At 70.5% G+C, this 22,760-nt stretch carries 21 protein-coding genes; 13 read left to right on the top strand and 8 right to left on the bottom strand.

Annotation, left to right across the window (positions count from 1 at the left end):
- The first annotated feature begins 18 nt into the window (after positions 1–18).
- From OG452_RS20900 to OG452_RS20860, 9 genes are all read left to right on the top strand, one after another.
- Entirely contained in the window at positions 19–843 is an 825-nt protein-coding gene (locus OG452_RS20900) for a helix-turn-helix domain-containing protein (protein WP_327297107.1), read from the top strand.
- Positions 824–1,054, top strand: a complete 231-nt coding sequence (locus tag OG452_RS20895; RefSeq protein WP_327297106.1) for a DUF397 domain-containing protein — start codon at positions 824–826, stop codon at positions 1,052–1,054. Before OG452_RS20900 ends, OG452_RS20895 begins: the two co-directional genes overlap by 20 nt.
- 76 nt (positions 1,055–1,130) lie before the next feature.
- Positions 1,131–2,324, top strand: a complete 1,194-nt coding sequence (locus tag OG452_RS20890) for an acyl-CoA dehydrogenase family protein (protein WP_327297105.1) — start codon at positions 1,131–1,133, stop codon at positions 2,322–2,324.
- A gap of 120 nt (positions 2,325–2,444) precedes the next feature.
- On the top strand, positions 2,445–2,618 hold the full coding sequence (locus tag OG452_RS20885; RefSeq protein ID WP_327297104.1) for a hypothetical protein: 174 nt from the start codon (positions 2,445–2,447) through the stop codon (positions 2,616–2,618).
- Between the two features lie 15 nt (positions 2,619–2,633).
- Complete coding sequence (locus OG452_RS20880) at positions 2,634–2,858, top strand: DUF397 domain-containing protein (RefSeq protein ID WP_327297103.1); 225 nt, start codon at positions 2,634–2,636, stop codon at positions 2,856–2,858.
- Positions 2,859–3,052: 194 nt separating this feature from the next.
- Positions 3,053–3,271, top strand: a complete 219-nt coding sequence (locus OG452_RS20875; protein WP_442810163.1) for a hypothetical protein — start codon at positions 3,053–3,055, stop codon at positions 3,269–3,271.
- Between the two features lie 74 nt (positions 3,272–3,345).
- On the top strand, positions 3,346–4,680 hold the full coding sequence (locus OG452_RS20870; protein ID WP_327297101.1) for an MFS transporter: 1,335 nt from the start codon (positions 3,346–3,348) through the stop codon (positions 4,678–4,680).
- A gap of 92 nt (positions 4,681–4,772) precedes the next feature.
- Positions 4,773–5,366, top strand: coding sequence for a TetR/AcrR family transcriptional regulator (locus OG452_RS20865; RefSeq protein WP_327297100.1), 594 nt, complete (start codon positions 4,773–4,775; stop codon positions 5,364–5,366).
- Positions 5,367–5,581: 215 nt separating this feature from the next.
- A complete protein-coding gene (locus tag OG452_RS20860; protein WP_327297099.1) occupies positions 5,582–6,898 on the top strand; it encodes a chloride channel protein in 1,317 nt (438 codons plus the stop codon).
- Here OG452_RS20860 and OG452_RS20855 read toward each other — a convergent pair.
- Entirely contained in the window at positions 6,895–7,710 is an 816-nt protein-coding gene (locus OG452_RS20855; RefSeq protein ID WP_327297098.1) for a TrmB family transcriptional regulator, read from the bottom strand. The two genes, OG452_RS20860 and OG452_RS20855, sit on opposite strands and share 4 nt — an antisense overlap.
- A gap of 462 nt (positions 7,711–8,172) precedes the next feature.
- On the opposite strand from OG452_RS20855, the gene OG452_RS20850 reads away from it, so the two are divergent.
- Positions 8,173–9,231, top strand: a complete 1,059-nt coding sequence (locus OG452_RS20850; protein WP_405565426.1) for a S53 family peptidase — start codon at positions 8,173–8,175, stop codon at positions 9,229–9,231.
- Positions 9,232–9,380: 149 nt separating this feature from the next.
- Here OG452_RS20850 and OG452_RS20845 read toward each other — a convergent pair whose 3' ends face one another.
- Positions 9,381–10,160 carry an SDR family NAD(P)-dependent oxidoreductase gene (locus OG452_RS20845; protein ID WP_327297096.1) on the bottom strand — a complete coding sequence of 260 codons (780 nt, stop codon included), beginning with the start codon at positions 10,158–10,160 and terminating at the stop codon, positions 9,381–9,383.
- 7 nt (positions 10,161–10,167) lie between these two features.
- Complete coding sequence (locus OG452_RS20840) at positions 10,168–11,325, bottom strand: serine hydrolase domain-containing protein (RefSeq protein ID WP_327299714.1); 1,158 nt, start codon at positions 11,323–11,325, stop codon at positions 10,168–10,170.
- Positions 11,326–11,541: 216 nt separating this feature from the next.
- Here OG452_RS20840 and OG452_RS20835 point away from each other — a divergent pair, with 216 nt between their 5' ends.
- Entirely contained in the window at positions 11,542–12,771 is a 1,230-nt protein-coding gene (locus OG452_RS20835; protein ID WP_327297095.1) for an MFS transporter, read from the top strand.
- A gap of 66 nt (positions 12,772–12,837) precedes the next feature.
- Here OG452_RS20835 and OG452_RS20830 read toward each other — a convergent pair whose 3' ends face one another.
- From OG452_RS20830 to OG452_RS20820, 3 genes are read right to left on the bottom strand one after another with little or no spacing between them, the layout of a single operon-like run.
- Complete coding sequence (locus OG452_RS20830; protein WP_327297094.1) at positions 12,838–13,605, bottom strand: energy-coupling factor ABC transporter ATP-binding protein; 768 nt, start codon at positions 13,603–13,605, stop codon at positions 12,838–12,840.
- Positions 13,605–14,366, bottom strand: coding sequence for a cobalt ECF transporter T component CbiQ (gene cbiQ / locus OG452_RS20825; RefSeq protein WP_327297093.1), 762 nt, complete (start codon positions 14,364–14,366; stop codon positions 13,605–13,607). The genes OG452_RS20830 and cbiQ overlap by 1 nt, the downstream gene beginning before the upstream one ends.
- Before the next feature lies 1 nt (position 14,367).
- Positions 14,368–15,426 carry an energy-coupling factor ABC transporter permease gene (locus OG452_RS20820; protein WP_327297092.1) on the bottom strand — a complete coding sequence of 353 codons (1,059 nt, stop codon included), beginning with the start codon at positions 15,424–15,426 and terminating at the stop codon, positions 14,368–14,370.
- A 211-nt stretch (positions 15,427–15,637) separates the two neighbouring features.
- Between OG452_RS20820 and OG452_RS20815 the strand changes: the two genes are divergently transcribed.
- Positions 15,638–16,090, top strand: coding sequence for an SsgA family sporulation/cell division regulator (locus OG452_RS20815; RefSeq protein ID WP_327297091.1), 453 nt, complete (start codon positions 15,638–15,640; stop codon positions 16,088–16,090).
- Between the two features lie 9 nt (positions 16,091–16,099).
- Here OG452_RS20815 and OG452_RS20810 read toward each other — a convergent pair whose 3' ends face one another.
- Together OG452_RS20810 and OG452_RS20805 are read right to left on the bottom strand one after the other, a co-directional pair.
- Positions 16,100–18,295, bottom strand: coding sequence for an MMPL family transporter (locus OG452_RS20810; RefSeq protein ID WP_327297090.1), 2,196 nt, complete (start codon positions 18,293–18,295; stop codon positions 16,100–16,102).
- Between the two features lie 173 nt (positions 18,296–18,468).
- The gene (locus tag OG452_RS20805) at positions 18,469–19,056 is read right to left on the bottom strand and encodes a TetR/AcrR family transcriptional regulator (RefSeq protein ID WP_327297089.1); all 588 of its coding nucleotides are present in this window, start codon (positions 19,054–19,056) and stop codon (positions 18,469–18,471) included.
- Between the two features lie 251 nt (positions 19,057–19,307).
- On the opposite strand from OG452_RS20805, the gene OG452_RS20800 reads away from it, so the two are divergent.
- Entirely contained in the window at positions 19,308–22,748 is a 3,441-nt protein-coding gene (locus OG452_RS20800) for a S41 family peptidase (protein ID WP_327297088.1), read from the top strand.
- Positions 22,749–22,760: the final 12 nt, after the last annotated feature.

Raw genomic sequence — 22,760 nt, 5'->3', positions numbered from 1 at the left:
GTACAGGAGTTGGTCCACGTGTCCGGAGCACCCAAGTCGCGCTCGATCCGGCAGAAGTACGGCGAGGAACTGAGGATCCGACGCATCGCCGCCGGGCTGACACAGGAAGCGGTGAGTGAGGGGGTGGTGTGCTCGCCGACGCTGGTCAGTCACTGGGAGGCGGGGCGCCGCCTGCCCACGCCGGACGACGCGCAGAGGCTGGACCTGGTCCTGGGGACGGACGGGTTCTTCGCCCGCTGGCTGAAGGACCTCGACTCGAAATACGCGGAACACTTTGCTGCGGCAGCCGAGTTGGAGAAGCTAGCAAAAGAAATCAAGCAGTACGGGGCTTCACTCGTACCTGGTCTGCTTCAGACAGAGGCCTACGCCCGAGCGGTCCTCCGCGCGTACCGCCCGAACTACAAGGCGGAAGAACTTGACCAGCTTGTAGTCAATCGCGTTGAACGCGCGCGAATCCTCGCTGATCCGGTGGACCCCGTAATCTGGACCCTCTTGGACGAGGCAGTACTGCGGCGTCGGGTTGGTGGCCCGGCAGCCATGGCCACCCAGCTAGGCAAGATCGCGGACATGGCGGAGAACGGCCGCCTGCGTGTGCATGTGGTGCCATTCAAAGCCGGGGAACATGCACTCATGGAGGGCATGGTCTCCTTGATGAGTTTCGCTGACGCCGCGCCGGTGGCCTACGTCGAGGGACTGTGCACGGGCAGCTTGATGGACGATCCCGCACTGGTGAGCGAGTGCAGGGCGGCCTACGATCTTGTCCTGGGCGATGCGCTCTCATTCAAGGAGTCAGTGGCGCTGATCAGGGCGGTATCAAGGGAGCATGAACGTGACCAGCAGTGAGCTTGGCATAGCCGAAGCAACGGGCATGTGCAGGTGGCGCAAGTCCAGTTACAGCGGCGGCGGCAACGGCGACTGCCTCGAAGTGGCCGACGGATACGCCGACATCCCCGTCCGCGATTCCAAGAACCCTCACGGCCCGGCCCTCGCCTTCACCGCCGAAGGCTGGACCGCGTTCGTCTCCGCAGTGAAGACTGGGCGCATCACCCCGTAACGCGAACAGCCCTGGCCCGGGACCCGGTTGTCAGGGCGTTCGGTCCTGCTCTGTTCCCTCCCGGAGAGGTGCGTACATGACGACCGCCGGATCCACCGCGCCCCACGACATACCTACGCTCCTCTCAGCCATCCGCGCACGGCGCCAGGATCTCGCCGACACCGGGCTCCGGAGCGACCGGGACAACACCGATCCCTCGGGCAACCTGGCGCTCCTCTCGGAGCTGGGCGCCGCCCGCATACTCGTACCCGCCGCCTACGGCGGTCTGTGGGACGGGACGGCACTCGGCGGGATCGGCGCTTTCACCCGTGCCATCGTTGAGATCAGCGCCGGGGACGGCCCCACCGGCCAGAACTGGGCCACCACCGGGCTCGTCAGCCGCGAGATCTTCGACGAGAGCAGCGCGCTGCCCGAGGAGACCCGCAAGGAGCTGGCCGACCGGCTACTGAACAAGGGCCTGAGGCTCGTCGCGTCCAACGCCGAGACGGGCGTGAACGGCAAGGTCACCGCCCGGCCCGTGGACGGCGGTGTGGTCCTCGGGGGGACCAAGTCCTTCAACACCAACAGTGGCGGCCTCGGTATCGCCAACGTCGGATGCGTCCTGCAAGGAGAGCAGCCCGGCCCGCATCACGTGCTGGTGGAACTGGGCCACCCCGACGTCGAACTGCACGGCGACTGGGACAACATGGGCCAGCGCGGTACGCGCAGCCAGACCATCACCTATCACGACGTCTTCGTACCCGACGGCTGGCACTATGCCGCGCACACCCCGTCCCCGGCATTCCTCGGCGCGGTGATGCTCCTGCACTCCGGTCTGATGCAGGGCATCGGTGACGGCGCCCTCGACGCCCTGGTCCAGTACGTCCGCACGATGAAGCGCGGCGCGCTTCCCCAGTACGCCACCGCGGCCGATGACCCCCTGATCCTGCGGAGGGTCGGCGATCTGTCGAGCCGGCTGGCCGCATCCCGTGCGCTGTTGTTCGCCGCGGCCGACCGGATCGAGGCCGCCGACGACGACGACGTTGCCGTTACCTCGGTGGAGTGCTTCCGCGCCAAGGTCGCCTGCGTGGAAGCGTCCCTTGAGGCAGCCGGAAGTATGCACGAGGTGACCGGAGCACGAAGCACCTCGAACGCGTACCGGCTCGACCGCTTCTGGCGCAATGCCCGGACGTTCGCCTCGCACGACCCCATCGATGCCAAGAACGTCTACGTCGGCATGTTCGAGGTGACCGGTGAACTCCCGCCCCTCTCGACGCTATTCCGCATCTGATGCCGACGCTGATGCCGGTGGGCCCACGGGTGGAGCCGCTCCGGCTGGAAGTCCACCAGCATCTCGTCCCTGTGCCCGCTCCTGCCCTTCAGCGTCGGCTGCCATGCACTCGCGGAAGGAATGCTCTACCTGATGAAATTCACTGATGCCCCGCCGATTGCCTACACGGAGAGCATGCGCACGGGACATCTGATGGACGATCCGGCATTGGTCCGCGAATGTCAGACGGCTTACGATCTGGCCCTCAGCGATGCATGCCACACGCAGATTCACTGGCCCTGGCGAGGTCCGTAGCGGAGGAGCACGCACATGCGTCGAAGTAAGCAGGTCGTAACAGGCGCCACGCTCCTGCTGGGGTGGCGCAAGTCCAGCTACAGCGGCGCCTCCCAGGGCGATTGCCTGGAAGTAGCGGATGGGTACCGCCGCGTCCCCGTCCGCGACTCCAAGAACCCCCACGGCCCGGCCCTCTCTTTCCCCTCCGACGACTGGACCGCCTTCGTCTCCGCCGTGAAGGGCGGGCACCTGACCCCGTAACGCGCGCCCACCACCCCACGCCTGCACTCAAGCGGCGACGTTGAGTTTCTGCTTGGCCCGGTGGAGGAACTGGCGCGTGATCGGCTCACACCGCCGGGGTGCGAGAGCCGTGTTGAACTCGCGTACGTAGTCCTTGGCCCGGCTGGACTGGACGCGGGCGAGGAACCCACGACGTCTTCGAGGCCCCCGGCAGCCTGCACGAGGTGACCGGAGCGCGCAGCACGTCGAACACGTACCGGCTTGACCGTTACTGGCGCAACGCCCGCACGTTCGTCTCCCACGACCCCATCGTTGCCAAGAACGTCTACGTGGGCGTGTTCGAGGTGACCGGTGAACTCCCACCCCCTCTCGACACTCTTCCGCGCCTGATGCCCAGTCAGTCGTCCCGAGCGCCGCTCGCCTCTCCCGCTTGACCTGAGTAGACCTGTCTGTCTAATCTAACTGGATTAGACAGACAGGTCTACTCATGCTTCGGACGGGAATGGTCATGACGAATCGCTCGGTCGTCCCGGCGTTCAAATCGGAGCGCACCTCGGATCCGGCGCCCGCCGCCGCCGGATCCACTTCCGGATCCACTTCCGGATCCGACTCCGCTGCCGTATCCGCGCGGGGCCGCCGACTGCCGCCGAACGTGGCGCTGTACGCCCTCGCCTCGATCACCATCACGTTCCTGGCGGCCTCCAGCGCGCCGACCCCGCTCTACGCGGTCTACCAGGCCGAATGGGGCTTCGACCCGATCACCACCACCGTGGTCTTCGGCGTCTACGCGGTGGCCGTGCTGCTCGGGCTGCTGATCATGGGCAAGCTCTCCGACCACGTCGGCAGGCGGCCGGTGCTGCTGGCCGCGCTGGCGGCGCAGGCCGCCTCGATGGTCGTGTTCGCCACCGCCGACGGCGTGTCGGGGCTGATAATCGCCCGGATCGTCCAGGGACTGTCGACGGGCGCCGCGCTCGGCGCGATCGGGGCGGGGATGATGGACATCGACCGCCCGCGCGGCACGATCACCAACGCGGTCGTCCCGGGTATCGGCACGGCGTCCGGCGCGCTGGTCTCCGGCCTCGTAGTCCAGTTCCTGCCCGCCCCCACGCATCTGGTCTACCTCGGACTGCTGGCGGTCTTCGTCCTCCAGGCCGTCGCCGTCGCACTGATGGCGGAGACGGTCATCCGCAAGCCGGGGGCGCTGGCCGGCCTGGCGCCGGAGATCAAGCTGCCGCGCGCCGTACGCCGCCCGATGCTGGTGGCCGCGCCGGTGCTGTTCGCCGTCTGGGCGCTGGCCGGGCTGTACGGGTCGCTCGGTCCGTCCCTCGCACGGGAGTTGACCGGCTCCAGGTCCGAAGTCCTCGGCGGGCTAAGCCTGTTCGTGCTCGCCGGGGTGGCCGCCGTCTCGGTGCTGGTCCTGCGGAAGGCGGCGACCCGGACGGTGATGCTCACCGGCATCCTCGCGCTGATCGCCGGGGTGGCCCTCACCCTCGCCTCAATCCGCGGCTCCTCCCCCACCGGCTTCTTCGCCGGCACCGCCATCGCGGGCGTCGGCTTCGGCAGCGGATTCCAGGGCGGCATCCGTACGGTGATGCCGCTGGCCCGGCCGCACGAGAGTTCCGGGGTGCTGTCTCTGCTCTTCGTCGTCTCCTACCTGGGCATGGGGGTGCCCGCCGTGATCGCCGGGTTCCTCGTCGTCCACGCGGGCGGACTGACCGCCACCGCGCAGGAGTACGGCGTCGCCGTGATCGTCCTCGCGGCGTTCGCGTTGCTCGGACTGGTGCGCGGCGGCCGGGACGGGGCGACGGCCCTGCCGGGCGAGCGGGTCGGCGGCAACGCCTGAGGGGTGGCCTCCGGTCGGGACTCGGCCGGACTCGGCCGGAGGGGCGCGGCCGGGGCACAATGTAGACAGATCTGTCTGAAGGAGTGACCGTCATGGCGCGTGCCCAGAGCACCGCGAAGCCGTCGGCGCGTGAGCGCCTGCTCGCCGCCGCGAACGAGCTGTTCTACGCCGAGGGCGTGCAGAGCGTCGGGATCGATCGGGTCATCGAACACGCGGGCGTGGCCAAAGCGTCGCTGTACAACACCTTCGGCGGCAAGGAGCAGCTCGTCCGGGCGTATCTCGACACCCGGCATGCGGGCACCGCCGACCGGATCACCCGGGCCGTCGCGGAGCGCGACACACCCCGCGAGCAGATGCTGGCGGTCTTCGAGTCCCAGGGGCAGCAGTTCGACCGGCCCGACTTCCACGGCTGCGTCTTCATCCGCGCCGGCGCCGAGGCCAGCCCCGGCGGGCTGGTCCAGGAAGCGGCGAACGCCTTCCGCGGCTGGATGCGCGAACTCTTCACCCGCCTCGCCGCCGAGGCCGGCGCCGCCGACCCCGACACCCTGGGCCACCAGCTCCAACTCCTCTACGACGGCGCCGGCATCTCCGCCCTGATGGACCACGACTCCACGGTGGCCGCGACCTCCCGCGCGGCGGCGGCAGCCCTGATCGCGGCAGCGACGGGCGCATCCGCCGAGGCATGAGCGGCGCTCGGCACGCCGGCCGGGATCGCGAGGCTGCGTACCGGGCACCCCGCCCCGTAACGCGGGCCCGCCACCCCACGTGGAGTCCGACGCGCGCGCCGAGACGCTCCACCGAGCAGCCCGTTAATACCCGGATATGTCAGCCTTACTGTCATTATCGTCAGGCAGTCGACTGCCCCGGAGAGCCCGGGCAGCAGCCCTGAGGAGACGCTCTGATGTCAGCGGACGAGGCAGCCGCAGACCAGCAAGCCGCCCTGCTCGCAGACCCGTTCAAGCCGTTGCGGAACAGGGGCTATCTCAAGCTCCTCGTCGTCACCGCGCTCTTCGGTGTCGTGCTCTCGGCCGGTGCCTACGGTTTCCTGGTAGCCGTCCACGACCTCCAGGAGGCCGTCTTCACCGACCTGCCCCGCGCGCTCGGATTTGACAGTGCTCCTGTCTGGTGGCCGCTGCCCATGCTCGTGCTCGCCGGGCTGCTGGTCGCGCTGACCGTGCGGTACCTGCCGGGCAACGGCGGTCACCAGCCCGCCGAAGGGCTCAAGACCAAGGGCACCGCCCCCGCCGCCGAGCTGCCCGGCATCCTGCTGGCCGCCATCGCGTCCCTCGCGCTCGGTGCGGTCGTCGGGCCCGAGGCGCCCATGATCGCGCTGGGCGGTGGTGTTGCCCTCTACGCGTTCCGGCTGCTGCGGCCCGGCTCCACCGCGACGGAGCAGGGGCTCGTGGCGGCGGCCGGCAGTTTCGCGGCCATCAGTGCGCTGCTGGGTTCGCCGCTGGTGGGGGCCTTTCTGCTGATGGAGGCTTCCGGGCTCGGCGGGCCGATGCTCGGGATCGTGCTCGTCCCCGGGCTGCTGGCCGCCGGGGTCGGCTCGCTGGTCTTCACCGGGCTGGGCACCTGGGCGGGCTTCGGGGTCGGAACGCTGGTCATCCCGAACCTGCCCCACGTGGGGCGCCCCGACATCGCCCAGTTCGGGTACGCGCTGGTGATCGGGGTCGCCGCCGCGTTCCTCGGTACGGGGGTCCAGCGCGTGGCACTGCGGCTTCAACCGGGCGTGAACCGGCGCCGGATGGTGTGGGCACCGGTGATCGGCCTGGCCGTGGCGGGGCTGGCCATCGCGTACGCCGAAGGGTCCGGCAAGGCAACGTCCGACGTGCTGTTCTCCGGGCAGAGCGCGCTGCCGCACCTCCTGCTCAGCACCGGTTCGTACTCCCTCGGCGCGCTGGTGCTGCTCATCGTCTGCAAGAGCCTCGCCTACTGCGTGTCGCTCGCGGCCTTCCGCGGCGGCCCGATCTTCCCGGCGCTGTTCCTCGGCGCCGCGGGCGGGATCGCGCTGTCGCACCTTCCGGGGCTGCCGTTCGTCTCCGCCGCCGCGATGGGGATGGGCGCGATGGCGGTGGCGCTGCTCCGGCTGCCGATGACCTCGGTCATGCTGGCCACGCTGCTACTGGGACATGACGGCCTCACTGTCATGCCACTGGTGATCGTGGCGGTGGTGGTCTGCCATGTCATGTCGGCCCGGCTCACCCCGCCGGGCTAGTGCCTCGGCAGGCAGCGCTCCGTGGCGCCCTCCCAGACCGTCAGAAACGCCATTCGCAGGCATCCCGCGAGCGCCGGGTGCTCGATGAACAGAGTGGTGGTGGAGCCCGCGCCTGCCACCGGGTCGGGCATGTCACACAGCACCAGGGAAGAGTCGGCGACCACCAGCTTCAGCGGCAGTTCGGGGGTGAAGCGGGCCTGCTCCCCCGCGTCGGCGAAGCGCCGTATGTGCTCCACGGTCCCGGGGTTGTCCAGCGCGTCGCCGAGGTAGATGGCACGGACCGTGCCCCCTGCCCGGTGCAGCCGACGGACGACCTTGATGCCTTCGGCGTTCTCCTCGGGGGCGACGAACGGGGGTTTGCAGAAGGTCAACAGCTCGTGCTGGGCCTGCTGCTGGATGTCGGCGAAGCGCTCGCCGATCGCCTTCGGATCGCGCAGGATCTCGATGTAGTCCAGCGGGTCGGTGTGCACCCGCCCGTCGGACCAGACCGGCTGCAGCACGGCGGCCAGCCCCTCCGACACCCGCTCCAACCGGTCCACGGACTCGCGTTGCAGTGCCATCAGGCGGGCTACGGCCAGTTCCGGGGTGACCGCGGAATACATGGCGACCCGCCCGGGGTGGGCGGCAACGAGCCGACGCCGCACCAGTGCGTCCAGGACGTCGTAGACCCGCTGGCGCGGTACGTCCGCCTCGCGGGCCACCTCGGCGGCCGTGTACGAATCGCGCCTGATGAGAGCGAGATAGACACGTGCCTCGTACCGCGCCAAGCCGAGCGCCACCAGATCGCTGATCGGTCCTTCTTCCAACTCCATGGCAACACAAGGTATATGCCAGGGGGCACGAGTCGAGAGAAAGGCTTTACCAACGCCCGGTAGCCACTTGGGCAAGCGATTGAATAGCTTTCTTTTAGCCACCACTCATCGGGGTGGCACCAGTCGAGTGAACAGCGCCACCCTCAGGCTCCGCGGCGTTCTGTCCGGATAAATGCCTTGCCAGGTACGTTGTCATGCACTTGACATACGAGAAGACATACAACGCCCCCGGATGTCCGCCCGGACACCCAACCCCCCACGGAGGGCAGCTCCTTGAAATCCCATCGCAGAAACGGTCTGCTGCGCCGCGGCGCACCGGCCGTGCTGTCAGCGGTAGCACTCATATCCGGCGGCCTCGTTGCCGCCTCGCAGGCGTCCGCGTTCGCGACGACGGGCTCCGCGGCACCGGCATCCGCGGTGCACACGCACCGGCTCTGCTCACATCCGACCAAGCCCGGCTACATGGCGTGCAACGCCGTGGCCCGCACCGACATCAAGCAGCAGAAGTCGCTCGGCCACCACGCCGCCCCCTCCGGCTACGGCCCCAGCGACCTGCAGTCCGCCTACAACCTCCCCAAGGACGGCGGCGCGGGCCAGACGGTCGCGATCGTCGACGCCAACGACGACCCCAACGCCGAGCAGGACCTGGCCAGTTACCGGTCCCAGTACGGCCTGCCCGCGTGCACCACCGACAACGGCTGCTTCACGAAGACCGACCAGGACGGCGGCTCCAACTACCCGGCACCCGACGCCGGCTGGGCCGGGGAGATCTCCCTCGACGTCGACATGGTCAGCGCGGCCTGCCCGCAGTGCCACATCCTGCTCGTCGAGGCGAACTCCGCCAGCATGGACGACCTCGGCGCGGCCGTGAACCAGGCCGTCAAGCAGGGCGCCAAGTACGTCTCCAACAGCTACGGCGGCAGCGAGGACACCAGCGACACGCAGGCGGACGACCAGTACTTCAACCACCCCGGCGTCGCCATCACCGTGAGCTCCGGTGACAGCGGCTACGGCGTGGAGTACCCGGCCGCCTCCCAGTACGTCACCGCGGTCGGCGGCACCTCGCTCAAGAAGGACAGCAGCACGCGCGGCTGGTCCGAGTCCGTCTGGGGCACCAGCGCGGGCGGCGAGGGAGCGGGATCGGGCTGCTCGCAGTACGACGCGAAGCCGTCCTGGCAGAAGGACGCCGACTGCGCCAAGCGCGCCGTCGCTGACGTGGCGTCCGTCGCCGACCCGGCCACCGGCCTCGCGGTCTACGACACCTACCAGGCCAGCGGCTGGAACGTCTATGGCGGCACCAGCGCCGCTTCGCCGTTCATCGCGGGCGTCTACGCTCTCGCCGGCACCCCCGGCGCGAGTGACACCCCCGCCTCGTACCCGTACGCCCACACCGGCTCCCTCAACGACGTCACCAGCGGGGCCAACGGGTCGTGCAGCGACTACCTGTGCAAGGCAGGCCAGGGCTACGACGGCCCGACCGGCCTCGGTACGCCGAACGGCACCGCGGCCTTCACCAAGTAACCCGCCCCATCCGGCTCAACGCTCCCACGGGGGCGACACGGTGACCACGGCGACGTGAACACCGCACCGCGAACGCAGCGGGCCCGGACCGGCAGCCCCGGTCCGGGCCCGCTGGCACGCGGCCGGTCACCTCACGCATCTGCCGCCCGTCAGCGCAGCGAGTCCCGCAGCCCCAGGTTGCTGCTCAGCAGGCCGCCGTCCACCGGCAGCGTCACCCCGGTGATCCACGCGGCGTCCCGCGACGCCAGGAACGCGATCGCCGCCGCGATGTCGTCCGGCACTCCCACCCGGCCCAACGGGTAGTGTTTCGCGGCCTTTTCGAGGGCCGCCTCCGCATCGCGCGCCGCCCACACATCCGTGTGGATGGTGCCCGGCGCCACCAGGTTGACCCGGACCCCGCGCGGCGCCGCGTGGCCCGCGAGGGTCCGGGTCAGGCTGGTCAGGCCCGCCTTCGCCGCGCTGTACGCGTGGTTGCCGAAGTCCTGGGAGCCGTTGACCGAGCCGACGCTGACGATCGCGCCCCGTCCGCCCGCCGCCGCGAGATGCGGCATGGCGGCGCGCGAGACACGGAACGCTCCGCTCAGCGTGGCGTCCAGGTCGCGGTGCCAGGACGCGTCGTCCTCGTCCTCGAAGAGCGGGGCGTCCGGCGAGCAGGCGTACGCGTTGTTGACCAGGACGTCGAGTGCGCCGAACTCGGCCACCGCGTACGCCACCGCCGCCTCCACCGCGGACCGGTCGGTGACATCGCAGGTGAACGGCAGCGCGCCCGGCAGCGCCGCCGCCGTCTTCTCCGCGCGGTCGCCGTCCAGGTCGGTGACCAGGACGCGGGCGCCCTCGTCGGTGAGGCGGCGGGCGGTGGCCGCGCCGATTCCCCTTCCCGCGCCGGTGATCAGGACCGCGTAACCCTCGAACCGCCTCGTGGTATCCATACGCCGATCATGTCGCCGAGCGCACCGCCCTGACCAGGGCCTGGGCGCGAGGATCGGCGGTGACACCCTTCTGGAGCGCATTGGTCACATACCCCAGCGCGACCCCCGACTCCGGATCCGCGAAGCCGAGCGAGCCGCCCCGGCCGGGGTGCCCGAACGAGCCGGGGCCGAGCAGCGGGGCCGACGGGCCGTGCAGCATGAAGCCCAGGCCGAAGCGGGTGTTGACGACGAGTACGCGGTCCGGGCCGGACGACTCCTCGCTGCGGGCCAGGGCGAGGGTGGCGGGGGCGAAGAGGCGGTTGCCGTTGTCGACGTGGCCGATCATCGCGGCGTAGACGCGGGCCAGGGCGCGGGCGGTGGAAATGCCGCCGGAGCCGGGGAGTTCGGCGGCGCGGTAGGCTGGATCGTTCTCGTCGGGGAACGGCTCGATGGCGCCGAAGGCCCGGCTGGTCAGCGAGGACGGGTCCTGGTACGCGTCGCTGACGGACCGCTTCGGCTTGAGCTTGAGGCCGCTGCCGACCGGCGGCGCGGCGACGGTGCCGATCCGGCCGACGCGGTGTGCCTCCTCGGCGGGCAGGCCGACCCAGAAGTCGATGTCGAGGGGGCGGGCGATCTCCTCGGCGATCCAGCGGCCGATGGTGCGGCCGGTGACCCGCCGGACGAGTTCGCTCAGCAGCCAGCTGTAGGTCTGCGCGTGGTAGCCGTGCTCGGTGCCGGGCTCCCAGACGGCCTGCTGGGCGGCGACGGCGCGCGGGCCGGAGACCCCGTCGATGGCCTCGGCGGGGGTGAGGGGGCTGTCGATGAGGGGGACGCCGGCGCGGTGGGCGAGGAAGTGCCGTACGAGGGCGCGTTCCTTGCCGCCCGCCTTGAACTCCGGCCAGTACGTGGAGACCGGGGCGTCGAGGTCCAGCTGGCCGCGCTGGTGCAGGAGCAGCGGGACGGCGGCGGCCACCCCCTTGGTCGCGGACCTGACGACCTGGGCGGTGTCCAGGGCCCAGGGCTCGGCGCCGTCCACGTCCTTCGTACCGGCCCAGATGTCGACGACCTTGTGGCCGTCGCGGTAGACGGTGACGGCGGCGCCGCGCTCCGCACGGTGCGTGAAGTTCCGTACGAAGGCGTCCCGGACCGCCTCGAATCCGTCCGCCACTGTGCCCTGGACGTCCACCACGTCGCGCTCCCACATCTAGCTGTACGCCCGGACTGGCGTACAGGGTCCATGGTGCGGTGCGGCTCTGCCACTGAGTGCCGGGGGGGTGGGTCTTCCGTGTGACCCGGAGGGGTGGGTGTCCCGTGTGGCGGGAGGAGACGGCCTAGAGTCCGCTGCGTCCCGGCGATCTCACGGATGACCGTGCGGGCCCCGTAGAGGAAAGCAGGTCCCGCCATGCCGACCCCATCCGACCGTGCGGCCTCCCCGGCAGGGAAACCGGGCGGCACCCGGCGGTTCGCGGTGCCCGTGGTGGCCTTCGCCTTCTGGATCACGATGGTGGGGACCACCGTGCCCACGCCCCTCTACCCGCTGTACGAGAACGACTTCGGCTTCTCGCCCATCACGGTCACCGTGATCTTCGCCGTCTACGCGATCGGGGTGGTCGTCGGGCTTCTGACCTTCGGGCGGCTGTCGGACCAGATCGGGCGCCGCCCGGTGCTGGTGGCGGCGACCGTGCTGTCCGTCTGCGCCGCCGTGGTCTTCCTGGTCGCCCCCGATGTGCCGGTCCTGCTGTTCGGCCGGGTGCTCTCCGGTTTCTCCGCTGCGCTGGTGACCGGCGCCGGCACGGCCGCGCTCACCGAGCTGATGCCGGCGGACGGCAGGGTGCGCCCCGCCACGGTGGCGCTCTTCGCCAACATGGGCGGACTGGCCTGCGGCCCGCTGCTCGCCGGGGTGCTGGCCGATACGGCGCCCTCCCCGCTGCGTACGCCGTGGGCCGTCTCGCTCGTCCTCACGGCACTCGCCGTCGCCGGTCTTGCGGCCACCCCGGAGACCGTCCGCCACCGCACCGGCTTCACCTTCCGGCTCCAGCCGCTGCACGTCCCGGCGGAGATCCGCTCGGACTTCCTGCGGTCGGCGATGGTGACCGGGACCGGCTTCGCGGTGCTCGGGGTGCTCACCGCCGTGACCGGGCTGTTCCTCGGCGACGTGCTGCACGACACGAATCACACGCTCACCGGGGCCGTCGTCTTCACCGCGTTCGTCTGCACCGCGCTGGGACAGCTGCTGATCCGCCGGATCGGGTCCGGGTCGGCGCTGACCGTGGCCTGTGTGGGGCTGATCGCAGCGGCGGCGCTCATCGCGACCGCCATGGCGACCGAGACCCTGGCCGCGCTGATCGTCGGCGCAGCGGTGAACGGTCTGGCGACCGGTATCGCCATCGGCTACGGCCTCGGCACCATCACCACCCGCAGCGATCCGGAGCACCGGGGCGCCGCGGTGTCGACGTTCTTCGCGATCCTCTACACGATGCTCGCCGTCCCCTCGATCGGTGTCGGCGTACTGATCCACGCCACCAGCCTGCGGCCCGCCGGGGAGGTGTTCAGCTGCGCGGTGGCGCTGCTGGCCCTCGCCGTCCTGGTGAGCCTGGCGGCCGGCCGTACCCGGAAGGGCGCCGGCGCCTGACCGGCGGGGGCGTACCGCCTCTCGTACAGAAGGACCGGAGGCTGCGGATCCCCGACAGGCAGCGGCTCAGACCACCGCACGGGGATTGAAGCCGAACGGCAGCTCAAGCCGGTGCGCCCGCATCAGCGTCTCGTCCGCGAGGATGTCCCCGGTCGGGCCGTCGCCGACGATCACGCCGTCGCTGAGCACCACGGCGCGCGGGCACAGCTCCAGCGCGTACGGCAGGTCGTGCGTCACCATCAGCACCGTCACCTCCAACGACCGCAGGATGTCGGCGAGTTCACGGCGGGAGGCGGGGTCGAGGTTGGACGACGGCTCGTCAAGGACCAGGATCTCCGGCTCCATCGCGAGGACGGTCGCGACCGCGACGCGGCGGCGCTGGCCGTACGAGAGGTGGTGCGGGGGCCGGTCCGCGTAGGACTCCATGCCGACCTGGGTGAGCGCAGCGACGACCCGCGCCTCCAGCTCCGGGCCGCGCAGCCCGGCGGCGGCCGGGCCGAACGCGACGTCCTCGCGGACCGTCGGCATGAACAGCTGGTCGTCGGGGTCCTGGAAGACGATGCCGACGCGGCGCCTGATCTCCGCGAGGTTGGCCTTGGCGACCGGCAGCCCGGCCACCGAGACCGTGCCGGCGCCGCCGGTGAGGATGCCGTTGAGGTGCAGGACGAGCGTGGTCTTGCCCGCGCCGTTGGGCCCGAGCAGCGCGACCCGCTGGCCGCGCTCGACGGCCAGGTCGACCCCGAAGAGCGCTTGGTGGCCGTCGGGGTAGGCGTACGCGAGGCCGGCGATCTCCAGGGAGGGCGGGGCGGTGGGGGTCGTAGTCACAAGGTCCATCACAGGATCCATCCCAGCAGACAGACGCAGAGCGCGGCGACGGGGAGTGCCGCGGCGAACCGCCACTGGGCTCCCGACGCCGTCACTTCGTCGATGACGGGCATGGTCCCGGTGTATCCCCGGCTGACCATGGCCAGATGTACGCGTTCGCCCCGTTCGTAGGAGCGGATGAAGAGCGCCCCGGCCGACTTGCCGAGCACCCCCCACTGCCGTACGCCGCGCGCCTCGAAGCCGCGTGAGCGGCGGGCGATCGACATCCGGCGCATCTCGTCGGTGATCACGTCGCCGTACCGGATCATGAAGGACGCGATCTGCACCAGCATCGGCGGCAGCTTCAGCCGCTGGAGCCCGAGGAGCAGCGAGCGCAGTTCGGTGGTGGACGCGAGGAGCACGGAAGCGGCGACGCCGAGCGTGCCCTTGGCCAGTACGTTCCAGGCGCCCCAGAGTCCGGGCTCGCTGACCGAGAGGCCCAGGACGTGGACCTGGTCGCCTGGGACGACGAACGGCATGAGCACCGCGAAGGCCACGAACGGGATCTCGATGAGCAGCCGCTTGAGGAGGAACCCGGCCGGGATGCGGGCAACCGCGGTCACCCCCGCGAGCAGCACCGCGTACAGCGCGAACGCCCACATCGCCTCGCGCGGGGTGGAGACCACCACGATCACGAAGGTGAAGACGGCGGCGAGCTTGCAGTGCGGCGGCAGGTCGTGGACCGGGGAGTGGCCGTGCCGGTAGAGCTTGTGCGCGTGACCTGCGCCCATGTCAGACGGCTCCGGCGTTCGAGCCTGCCGGGACGGCCTGCGTACGGCGGCGGCGGACCGCCCAGAAGACACCGCTGCCCACGACGACCGTGGCGCCGACACCGATCAGCCCGGCGAGCCCGCCGGAGAGCCGGGCGTCGGAGATGTCCTTGACGCCGTAACCGGCGAGCGGGGAGTCCCCGGTGTGGTGCGGCTGCTCCTTGGCGTCGATGCCCTTGTCGTGGGCGACCTTCTCCAGGCCGTCGGGGCTGGCGGACGCGTAGAAGGAGACGAACCCGGCCAGTACGAGAGCGGTGATCAGCCCGATGCCCCAGATCTTGCGGGTGGACCGGGCGGACCTGGCGGCGGCCGGGACCGGCTCGGCGGCGGGCGCGTCGATGAGTTCGCCGCCCACCCGGAGCTTGAGCGGGGCGGTCAGGCCGCGGGCGCCGTGGACCAGGTCGGGGCGGACGGCGATCACGGCGCCCACGGTGAGTGCGGTGATCGCGGCCTCGCCGATACCGATGAGGATGTGGACGCCGACCATCGCGGTCAGCACCTTGCCGACCGGAACATCGGTGGTGCCGCCGAGTGCGTACATCGCGGTGAAGGCGAGCGCGGCGCACGGTACGGAGAGCAGCGCGGCGACGAAGGAGGCGGCGGTGACCGAGCTGCGGCGGCGGGGCAGCACCTTGACCAGGCCGCGGAAGACGGCGTACGCGACGACGGTCGTCACGATGGCCATGTCCGTGATGTTCACGCCGAGCGCGGTGAGCCCGCCGTCGGCGAAGAGGATGCCCTGCATCAGCAGGACGACGGAGACACAGAGCACCCCGGTGTACGGGCCGACGAGGATCGCGGCGAGCGCGCCGCCCAGCAGGTGTCCGCTGGTGCCGGCGGCGACGGGGAAGTTCAGCATCTGCACCGAGAAGATGAAGGCGGCGACCAGGCCGGCGAGCGGCGCGGTGCGCTCGTCCAGCTCACGGCGCGCGCCCCGGAGGCTCACGGCGATCGCGCCCGCGGCGATTACACCGGTCACCGCCGATACGGGGGCGTTGATGAATCCGTCGGGGACATGCATGTGGTGACTCTCTCCTCGCGATGGCGCACCGGCGGTGGTGAACCGTTCGATGATAGAGCCTTGTTGCGAATGGTTCGCAAGAGCGCCTCGGCCCCAGCTGCGGCTGCGCAGCGGTGGCCGAGCGGTGGCGCCCCTGCCAAAATATGGAACATTAGAATACAAATGGCCCTAAAGGGAACATTTGCTACATCACTAGATCAAGGGAGCGCACATGTCCCCCGCCGTCGAGGTGCCCGTACGAGGTCATGTCGTGACGGACGTCCCCGGCCAGTGGTCGGTGGTCTACATCGCGCTGCAGTACGACCCCGAGGGCGACCCCGGCGCCGTGCGCTTCCTCTTCCCCGGCGGTGGCGGCGAGTGGGTCTTCGCCAGGGATCTGCTCGAAGCCGGGCTGCGGACGCCGCGGCGCTCCGGCGACATCGGGATCTGGCCGTGCGGGCGGGCCCAGGTGGTCCTTGAGTTCTACTCGCCGGACGGGGTGACGGTGGTGCAGTTCGACAACGCGCCACTGATCCGGTTCCTGCGCAGGACCCATGCGGCGGTCCCCCAGGAAACCGAGCGGGCCGAGCGGGCCGCCCGCAGGGAAGCGCTCCGTGAGGACGCGCCCCAGGAGCAGCAGGAGGCCCCCCATGCCGTGGGGCATGGAGGGCCGCTGCGGACCTGAGTCACTCACTCAGGCGTCGATCAGCTCCCGCTGTGTCCGTTCCTCGATGTGCTTGTTCAGGCCCTCGCCCTCGACGTCCACGTTCGGCAGCGCCCGGTCAAGCCAGCGCGGCAGCCACCACGCCCGCTTGCCGAGCAGCGCCAGGACGGCGGGCACGATGGCCATCCGTACGACGAAGGCGTCGAAGAAGACCGCGATGGCGAGGCCGAAGCCGATCATCTTGATCATCGAGTCGCTGGCCCCGATGAAGCCGGAGAAGACCGCGATCATGATGACGGCGGCGGCGGTGACCACCCGCGCCCCGTGCTTGAAGCCGGTGACGACGGCCTGTCCCGGGCTCTCCCCGTGCACATACGCCTCCCGCATCCGGGTGACCAGGAAGACCTCGTAGTCCATCGCGAGACCGAAGACCACGCCCACCATGAAGATCGGCATCATCGACATGATCGGGCCGGTCTGCTGGACGCCGAAGAGCGAGCCGAGCCAGCCCCACTGGAAGACCGCGACGACCGCGCCCAGGGCGGCTACCACCGAGAGCAGGAAGCCGAGCGCCGCCTTGAGCGGCACCAGCACCGAGCGGAAGACCACCATCAGGAGCAGGAACGCGAGCCCGACGACGAGCGCCAGATACGGGACCAGCGCGTCGTTCATCTTCTGCGAGAAGTCGATGTTCATCGCGGTCGCGCCGGTGACCAGCACCGTGGCACCGGTGTCCGACTTGACCTGCGCACCCGCGTCACGGATGGAGTGGACCAGGTCCTCGGTCTTGGCCGAGGAGGGCCGGTCCTTGGGGATGACGCTGATCGTCGCGGTGTCGTGCGCCTTGTTGTAGAACGGCTGCGCCACCGAGACCACGCCGTCGAGCTTGGCGATCTTCTGGTGCACCTCGTCGACCGCGGCCTTGCCGTCGCTGACGCCCTTGACGTCGACGACCGTCGTCAGCGGACCGTTGAACCCGGGGCCGAAGCCGTCCGAGAGCAGGTCGTACGCACGGTGCTGTGTGGTGTTGGTGGGCTGCGCCCCGTCGTCGGGCAGGCCCATCTGCAGGGACGCGGCCGGGATGGCGATGGCGCCCAGGCCGATCACTCCCACGAGCAGCACCAGAACGGGGCGGCGCAGGACGACGCGCGCCCAGCGGGTGCCGCCGTTGGCCTTGGCCTCGGCGCCCGGCACCGGCGGGTTCTTCCGCGCCTTGCGTCCCACCACGCGCTTTCCGGCGAAGCCGAGCAGCGCGGGGATGAGGGTGAGCGCGATGAGGACGGCGATCACGACCGTACCGGCCGCCGCGAAGCCCATCTTGGAGAGCATCGGGATGTTCACGACGGCCAGGCCGACCAGGGCGATGACCACGGTGAGCCCGGCGAAGACCACCGCCGAGCCGGCCGTTCCGACCGCCCGTCCAGCGGCCTCCTGCGGTTCCCTGCCCTCGGCGAGTTCCGCTCGGAAGCGGGAGACGATGAACAGCGCGTAGTCGATACCGACCGCCAGGCCGATCATCATCGCCAGCGTCGATGTGGTGTTGCCCAGGTCCAGTACGTTGGCCAGCGCAGTGATCGTCGAGACGCCGATCCCGACGCCGATGAGCGCGGTCAGCAGCGGGAGGCCGGCGGCGATCAACGAGCCGAACGTCACGATGAGCACGATCGCGGCGAGCACGACACCGATGATCTCGCCGGAGCCGGTCTCCGGCATGGCCTGGAGCGCGTCACCGCCGATCTCCACCCTGTACCCGTTGTGCTGCGCCTTGTCCGCGGTGTCCTGGAGCGAGCTCTTGGTCTGATCGGTCAGCTCCATCGAGCTGACCTTGTAGGAGACCTGCACGTAGACGGTGCTGCCGTCCTTGGAGACGGCCTTCGCCTGGTAGGGATCGGTAACCGATGAGATCTGGTGCGAGCCGGAGCTCAGCTCCCCCTCGACCTTCTTGACCTCGGCCTTGTTCGCCGCGGATGTCATCTTCTCGCCGGACGGGGCCTTGAAGACGACCCGGGCGGTGGCCCCGTCGGCGCTCGCGCCGGGGAACCGCTGCCCCAGCAGGTCGAAGGCCTTCTGGGCCTCCGTGCCGGGTATCGAGAAGGAGCTTGCGGTCGCGGTGGCGGCTGAGGAGGCGCCGAAGCCGGCGAGCGCCAGCAGCGCCACCCACACCAGGGCGACATAACGGCGGCGCCGGAAGGCGAACCGTCCGAGCTTGTAGAGGTACGTGGCCACGAGGGCGTCTCCCGGTCAGGTCGGGTGGAAAAGGGCGTAAGGAACCAGCCCGACGACGAGAGCGGCGTGTCAGGTGGAGAGGTGTTCAGGTGTGTCAGGCGGTGGCCCGGATGGCGGTCACGGTGGTGACCAGTCATCGACCAGCCGTTGACCGTTGATCAGTGACTGCCTGATCAGGGATTGATCGGTGGCTGGGCGCCGAGAGCGGGGAGTACCACGGCGTCCAGATAACGGGAGAGGAAAGCCCGGTCGGCGGGCTGCTCCTCCAGCAGCTGACGGGCGACGAAGGCGCCCACCACCATGTGCGGGACAAAGTTCAGCGCGGGGTTGTCCGCACTGACCTCGCCACGCTCCACAGCGCGCTGCAACATGCGCTTGAGTCCGGTCACCTCGGGTTCGATCAGCAGCTCGCGCAGGGCCTGGAAGAGATCCGGGTTCTCATGCACGGCATGCATCAGACCCCGTATCAGGGCGGAGTTCCGCTCCATCTGGCAGTCGCCCTCGCGCGCCATCATGGACCGGAGGTCCCCGCGCAGTGAACCGGTGTCGACCTCGTCCATACGGACAGGTTTGTTGTTCCGCAGCGCCCTGGCGACCAGCTCCGGCTTGCTCCCCCACTGGCGGTAGAGGGTGGCCTTGCTGGACCGGGTACGGCCGGCGACGGCGTCCATGGTCAGGGCTTCGTAGCCGACCTCACGCAGCAGATCGAGCGTGGCCGCGTACAGCTCACCCTCGCGCTCCGGCGTCAGTCTGCTCGCCATCCCCGGCCTTCCCGAGCGAAACGGATTCGTACAGCTCGACGGTACGCCGCGCCCGAGCGAAACGACAACGTTTCGCATGTGGACTCGATCACGGTTGTCGGACCGGCATAAGGGGTCCGGTCCGAGGGCCGGTCAGAGGCGCCGTTCAAAGGTGCCGGTGACCGCGTGAGAGGTGTCGATCAGAGGTGCCGGTCCCCGGAGGGGCGACGCCACGAGTTGCCGGGCCTCCGCAGCGCGGAAAGCATTGAGGGGTGAGCCAAGCCGATGCGGGAGACGCCGCGTACCTCCGCTTCCCGAACCTCCATGGCGACCTGCTGTGCTTCGTGACCGAGGACGACCTCTGGGTCGCACCCCTCGACGGTGGGGCCGGGCGTCCCGAGCGGGCCTGGCGGATCACCGCCGACCGGACCCGCGTCGGCCAGCCGCGGTTCTCCCCCGACGGCGGACACATCGCGTACACGTCCTGGCGCAGCCTCGACCCGGAGATCCATCTGGCCCCCGTGGACGGCGGGCCGTCCCGGCGGCTGACGTACTGGGGCTCGCTCGACACCCGGGTACGCGGCTGGACGCCGGAGGGCGACATCCTGGCCGTGGCCTCGCACAACCAGCCGTTCTCGCACTTCAGCTGGGCCTACACGGTGGCCACCGACGGCTCGCCGGGAGCCAAGCTGCCCTGGGGCCCGGTCCACGACATCGCGATCGGTGACGTGGCCGGCGAGCGCCGCACGCTCCTGCTCACCGGCACGCCGCCGCACGAACCGGCCGCCTGGAAGCGCTACCGCGGCGGCGCCACCGGCCGCCTCTGGCTGCACGGCAAGCGGCTGCTCGCCGGGATCGAGGGGCATCTGGCCTGCCCGATGCTGGTCGACGGCCGGGTCGCCTTCCTCTCCGACCACGAGGGCATCGGCAACCTCTACTCCTGTCTGCCGGACGGCACGGATCTGCGCCGCCACACCGACCACGACAGCTGGTACGCGAGGAACGCGTCCACCGACGGGCACCGGGTGGTCTACCAGTGCGCGGGCGACATCTGGCTGGCCGACGACCTGTCGCCCGGCGCGGTACCGCGCAAGCTGGAGGTCCGTATCGGCAGCCCGCGCACCGGGCGGCGCGCCTACCAGATCCCGGCGTCCACCAACGTCGACGGCGTGTCCGTGGACGAGACGGGCCGGGCGAGCGCGGTCGTCGTGCGCGGCAGCCTGTACTGGCTCACTCACCGCGACGGCCCGGCCCGCACCATCGCGGACACCCCGGGGGTACGGGTCCGCCTCCCCGAAATGCTCGGCAGCGCGGGACGGATCGCGTACGTCACGGACGCGGAGGGCGAGGACGCGGTCGAGATCGCCTACATGCCGCGCGCTACCGGCGACCGGCCGCCCCGGCGGTACGCGGCGGGCGAGCTGGGCCGCGTCCTGGAGATGGTCTCGGACCCCGAAGGCGAGCAGCTGGCCATCGCCTCGCACGACGGGCGGCTGCTGCTGCTCCCGGTGGACGACGACCTGCCGGACGAGACCGTGGCCACGGCGCCGGGTGAAGCGGCGGAGGGTGAGGCCCAGGGAGGCGATCCGGCGAAGGACGCGGTGGCGGACGGTGAAGGGGCGGTCCCGCCGGGTGGTGGTGATGGTGGTGGTGCCGGTGTGGTCACCGAGCTGATCCGCTCCCTCAACGGCCCGGTGCGCGATCTGGCCTTCTCCCCCGACGGCACCTGGCTGACCTGGTCGCACCCCGGGGTCGGCCGCGCCCTGCGGCAGATCAAGATGGCGAAGATCGCCGGGCCGATGGCACCCACCATCGTCGACGTCACCAACGGCCGCTTCGAGGACGAGAATCCGGTCTTCACCAGCGACGGCCGCTATCTGGCGTTCCTGTCCTGGCGCGGTTTCGACCCGGTGTACGACGTCCACACCGGCGACCTGTCGTTCCCGCTGGGCTGCCGCCCGTACCTGGTGCCGCTCACCTCCACGACGCCCTCGCCCTTCGCGCTCTCCCCCGAGGGCCGCCCGGCGGCGGGCGGTCTCGACCCGGGCGACGACCTCGGCGACGAGAGCCCCGACGGCAGCAAGGTGCTGGTCGAGATCGAGGGCCTGGAGAGCCGGGTCACGCCGTTCCCGGTGCCCGCGTCGAAGTACTCCTCGCTCTGCCCGGTCAGCGGCGGCGGTCTCGTCTGGCTGCGCTGGCCCATCTCGGGCGCGCTCGGCGAGACCTTCGTCAACCCGGCCGACACCTCGGGCCGCCCCACGCTCGAACACTTCGCCATCGCCAGGGCCCGCAAGGCCGAACTCGTCGACCACCTGGACTGGTTCGCGGTCAGCGGCGACGGCAGCAGGCTGGTGGTCATGGACCTGGGCGAGCTGCGCGCGGTCCCCGCCACCGAGCCCGGTGAAGGCGACACCACGGTCTATCTCGACCCGCGCCGGATCCTGCACGATGTCGACCCGCCGTCGGAGTGGCGCGGGGCGTTCGACGAGGCGGGGCGCCTCATCCGCGCCTACTTCTGGGAACCCCGGATGTGCGGCATCGACTGGTCGGCGGTCCTGGCGCAGTACCGCCCGCTGGTCGAACGGGTCGCGTCCCCCGACGAGTTCGCCGATCTGCTCCGCGAGGTCCTGGGCGAGCTGGGTACCTCGCACGCGTACGTCACCGCCGCCCGCCGCAACGAGGGACCGCCGCACTACCAGCGGGTGATGGGCCTGCTGGGCGCGAACCTGGTGTGCCGGGACGGCGCCTGGGTGGTCAAGCGCATCCTGCCCGGCGACTCGTCGGACTCCAAGGCACGCTCCCCGCTGGCCGGTACGGGCATCCGCGACGGTGCCGTACTGACCCATGTCGACGGCCGCCGGGTGGACCCGCTCACGGGCCCCTACCCGCTGCTCGCCGCGGCGGGCGGCACCACGGTCGAGCTGACGTTCAGCCCGGCCGGCCGGGAGGGCGGATCGCGCCGGGTCGCGGTGGTCCCGCTGATCGACGAGCGCCCGCTGCGCTACCAGGACTGGGTGGCCAAACGGCGTGCTGTCGTACGGGAGTTGAGCGACGGCCGGTGCGGCTATCTGCACATCCCCGACATGGGCGGTTCGGGCTGGGCCCAGTTCAACCGCGATCTGCGCCTGGAGGTGTCCCGCCCCGCACTGATCGTGGACGTACGGGGCAACGCCGGCGGTCACATCAGCGAGCTGGTGGTCGAGAAGCTCACCCGTACGATCCTCGGCTGGGACCTCACCCGCGACGCCCAGCCCGTCTCGTACGCGTCGAACGCGCCCCGGGGGCCGGTGGTCGCCCTCGCCGACGAGGCCACCTCGTCCGACGGCGACATGATCACGGCGGCGTTCCGGCTGCTCGGAATAGGCCCGGTGGTCGGCCAGCGCACCTGGGGCGGTGTGGTCGGCATGACCGGCCGGCACCGCCTCGGCGACGGCACGGTGATCACGGTCCCGATGAACGCGGCCTGGTTCAACACGTTCGGCTGGTCGGTGGAGAACCACGGCGTGGACCCGGACATCGAGGCCCTGCGCACCCCGCTGAACTGGGCGGAGGGCCGCCACGGCCAACTGGACGACGCGGTCTGGACAGCACTCGACCTACTGGCAGCGAAGCCGGCGGCGGAACCACCGGACTACACGGAGGTCCCGGACAAGAGGCGACCTGAGCTGCCGCCGCGGAATTCAAGCCCGTCCGGGGGCGCCTCCCAGCGGTAGCTGGGGGAGATT

Origin of the sequence: Streptomyces sp. NBC_01197, assembly GCF_036010505.1 — a bacterium.
In the GTDB taxonomy this organism is placed as follows: domain Bacteria; phylum Actinomycetota; class Actinomycetes; order Streptomycetales; family Streptomycetaceae; genus Streptomyces.
This window is presented reverse-complemented; position numbering and strand designations above follow the sequence as displayed.

Bases quoted from the DNA above. Each gene is read 5' to 3' on its own strand.
- OG452_RS20835 (WP_327297095.1), top strand. From the start codon at position 11,542: ATGCCGACCCCATCCGACCGTGCGGCCTCCCCGGCAGGGAAACCGGGC.
- OG452_RS20830 (WP_327297094.1), bottom strand. From the start codon at position 13,605: ATGGACCTTGTGACTACGACCCCCACCGCCCCGCCCTCCCTGGAGATC.
- OG452_RS20870 (WP_327297101.1), top strand. From the start codon at position 3,346: ATGACGAATCGCTCGGTCGTCCCGGCGTTCAAATCGGAGCGCACCTCG.
- OG452_RS20880 (WP_327297103.1), top strand. From the start codon at position 2,634: ATGCGTCGAAGTAAGCAGGTCGTAACAGGCGCCACGCTCCTGCTGGGG.
- OG452_RS20820 (WP_327297092.1), bottom strand. From the start codon at position 15,426: ATGCATGTCCCCGACGGATTCATCAACGCCCCCGTATCGGCGGTGACC.
- OG452_RS20805 (WP_327297089.1), bottom strand. From the start codon at position 19,056: ATGGCGAGCAGACTGACGCCGGAGCGCGAGGGTGAGCTGTACGCGGCC.
- OG452_RS20845 (WP_327297096.1), bottom strand. From the start codon at position 10,160: ATGGATACCACGAGGCGGTTCGAGGGTTACGCGGTCCTGATCACCGGC.
- OG452_RS20865 (WP_327297100.1), top strand. From the start codon at position 4,773: ATGGCGCGTGCCCAGAGCACCGCGAAGCCGTCGGCGCGTGAGCGCCTG.
- OG452_RS20895 (WP_327297106.1), top strand. From the start codon at position 824: ATGAACGTGACCAGCAGTGAGCTTGGCATAGCCGAAGCAACGGGCATG.
- OG452_RS20855 (WP_327297098.1), bottom strand. From the start codon at position 7,710: ATGGAGTTGGAAGAAGGACCGATCAGCGATCTGGTGGCGCTCGGCTTG.
- OG452_RS20890 (WP_327297105.1), top strand. From the start codon at position 1,131: ATGACGACCGCCGGATCCACCGCGCCCCACGACATACCTACGCTCCTC.
- OG452_RS20860 (WP_327297099.1), top strand. From the start codon at position 5,582: ATGTCAGCGGACGAGGCAGCCGCAGACCAGCAAGCCGCCCTGCTCGCA.
- OG452_RS20815 (WP_327297091.1), top strand. From the start codon at position 15,638: ATGTCCCCCGCCGTCGAGGTGCCCGTACGAGGTCATGTCGTGACGGAC.
- OG452_RS20885 (WP_327297104.1), top strand. From the start codon at position 2,445: ATGCTCTACCTGATGAAATTCACTGATGCCCCGCCGATTGCCTACACG.
- cbiQ (WP_327297093.1), bottom strand. From the start codon at position 14,366: ATGGGCGCAGGTCACGCGCACAAGCTCTACCGGCACGGCCACTCCCCG.
- OG452_RS20850 (WP_405565426.1), top strand. From the start codon at position 8,173: ATGGCGTGCAACGCCGTGGCCCGCACCGACATCAAGCAGCAGAAGTCG.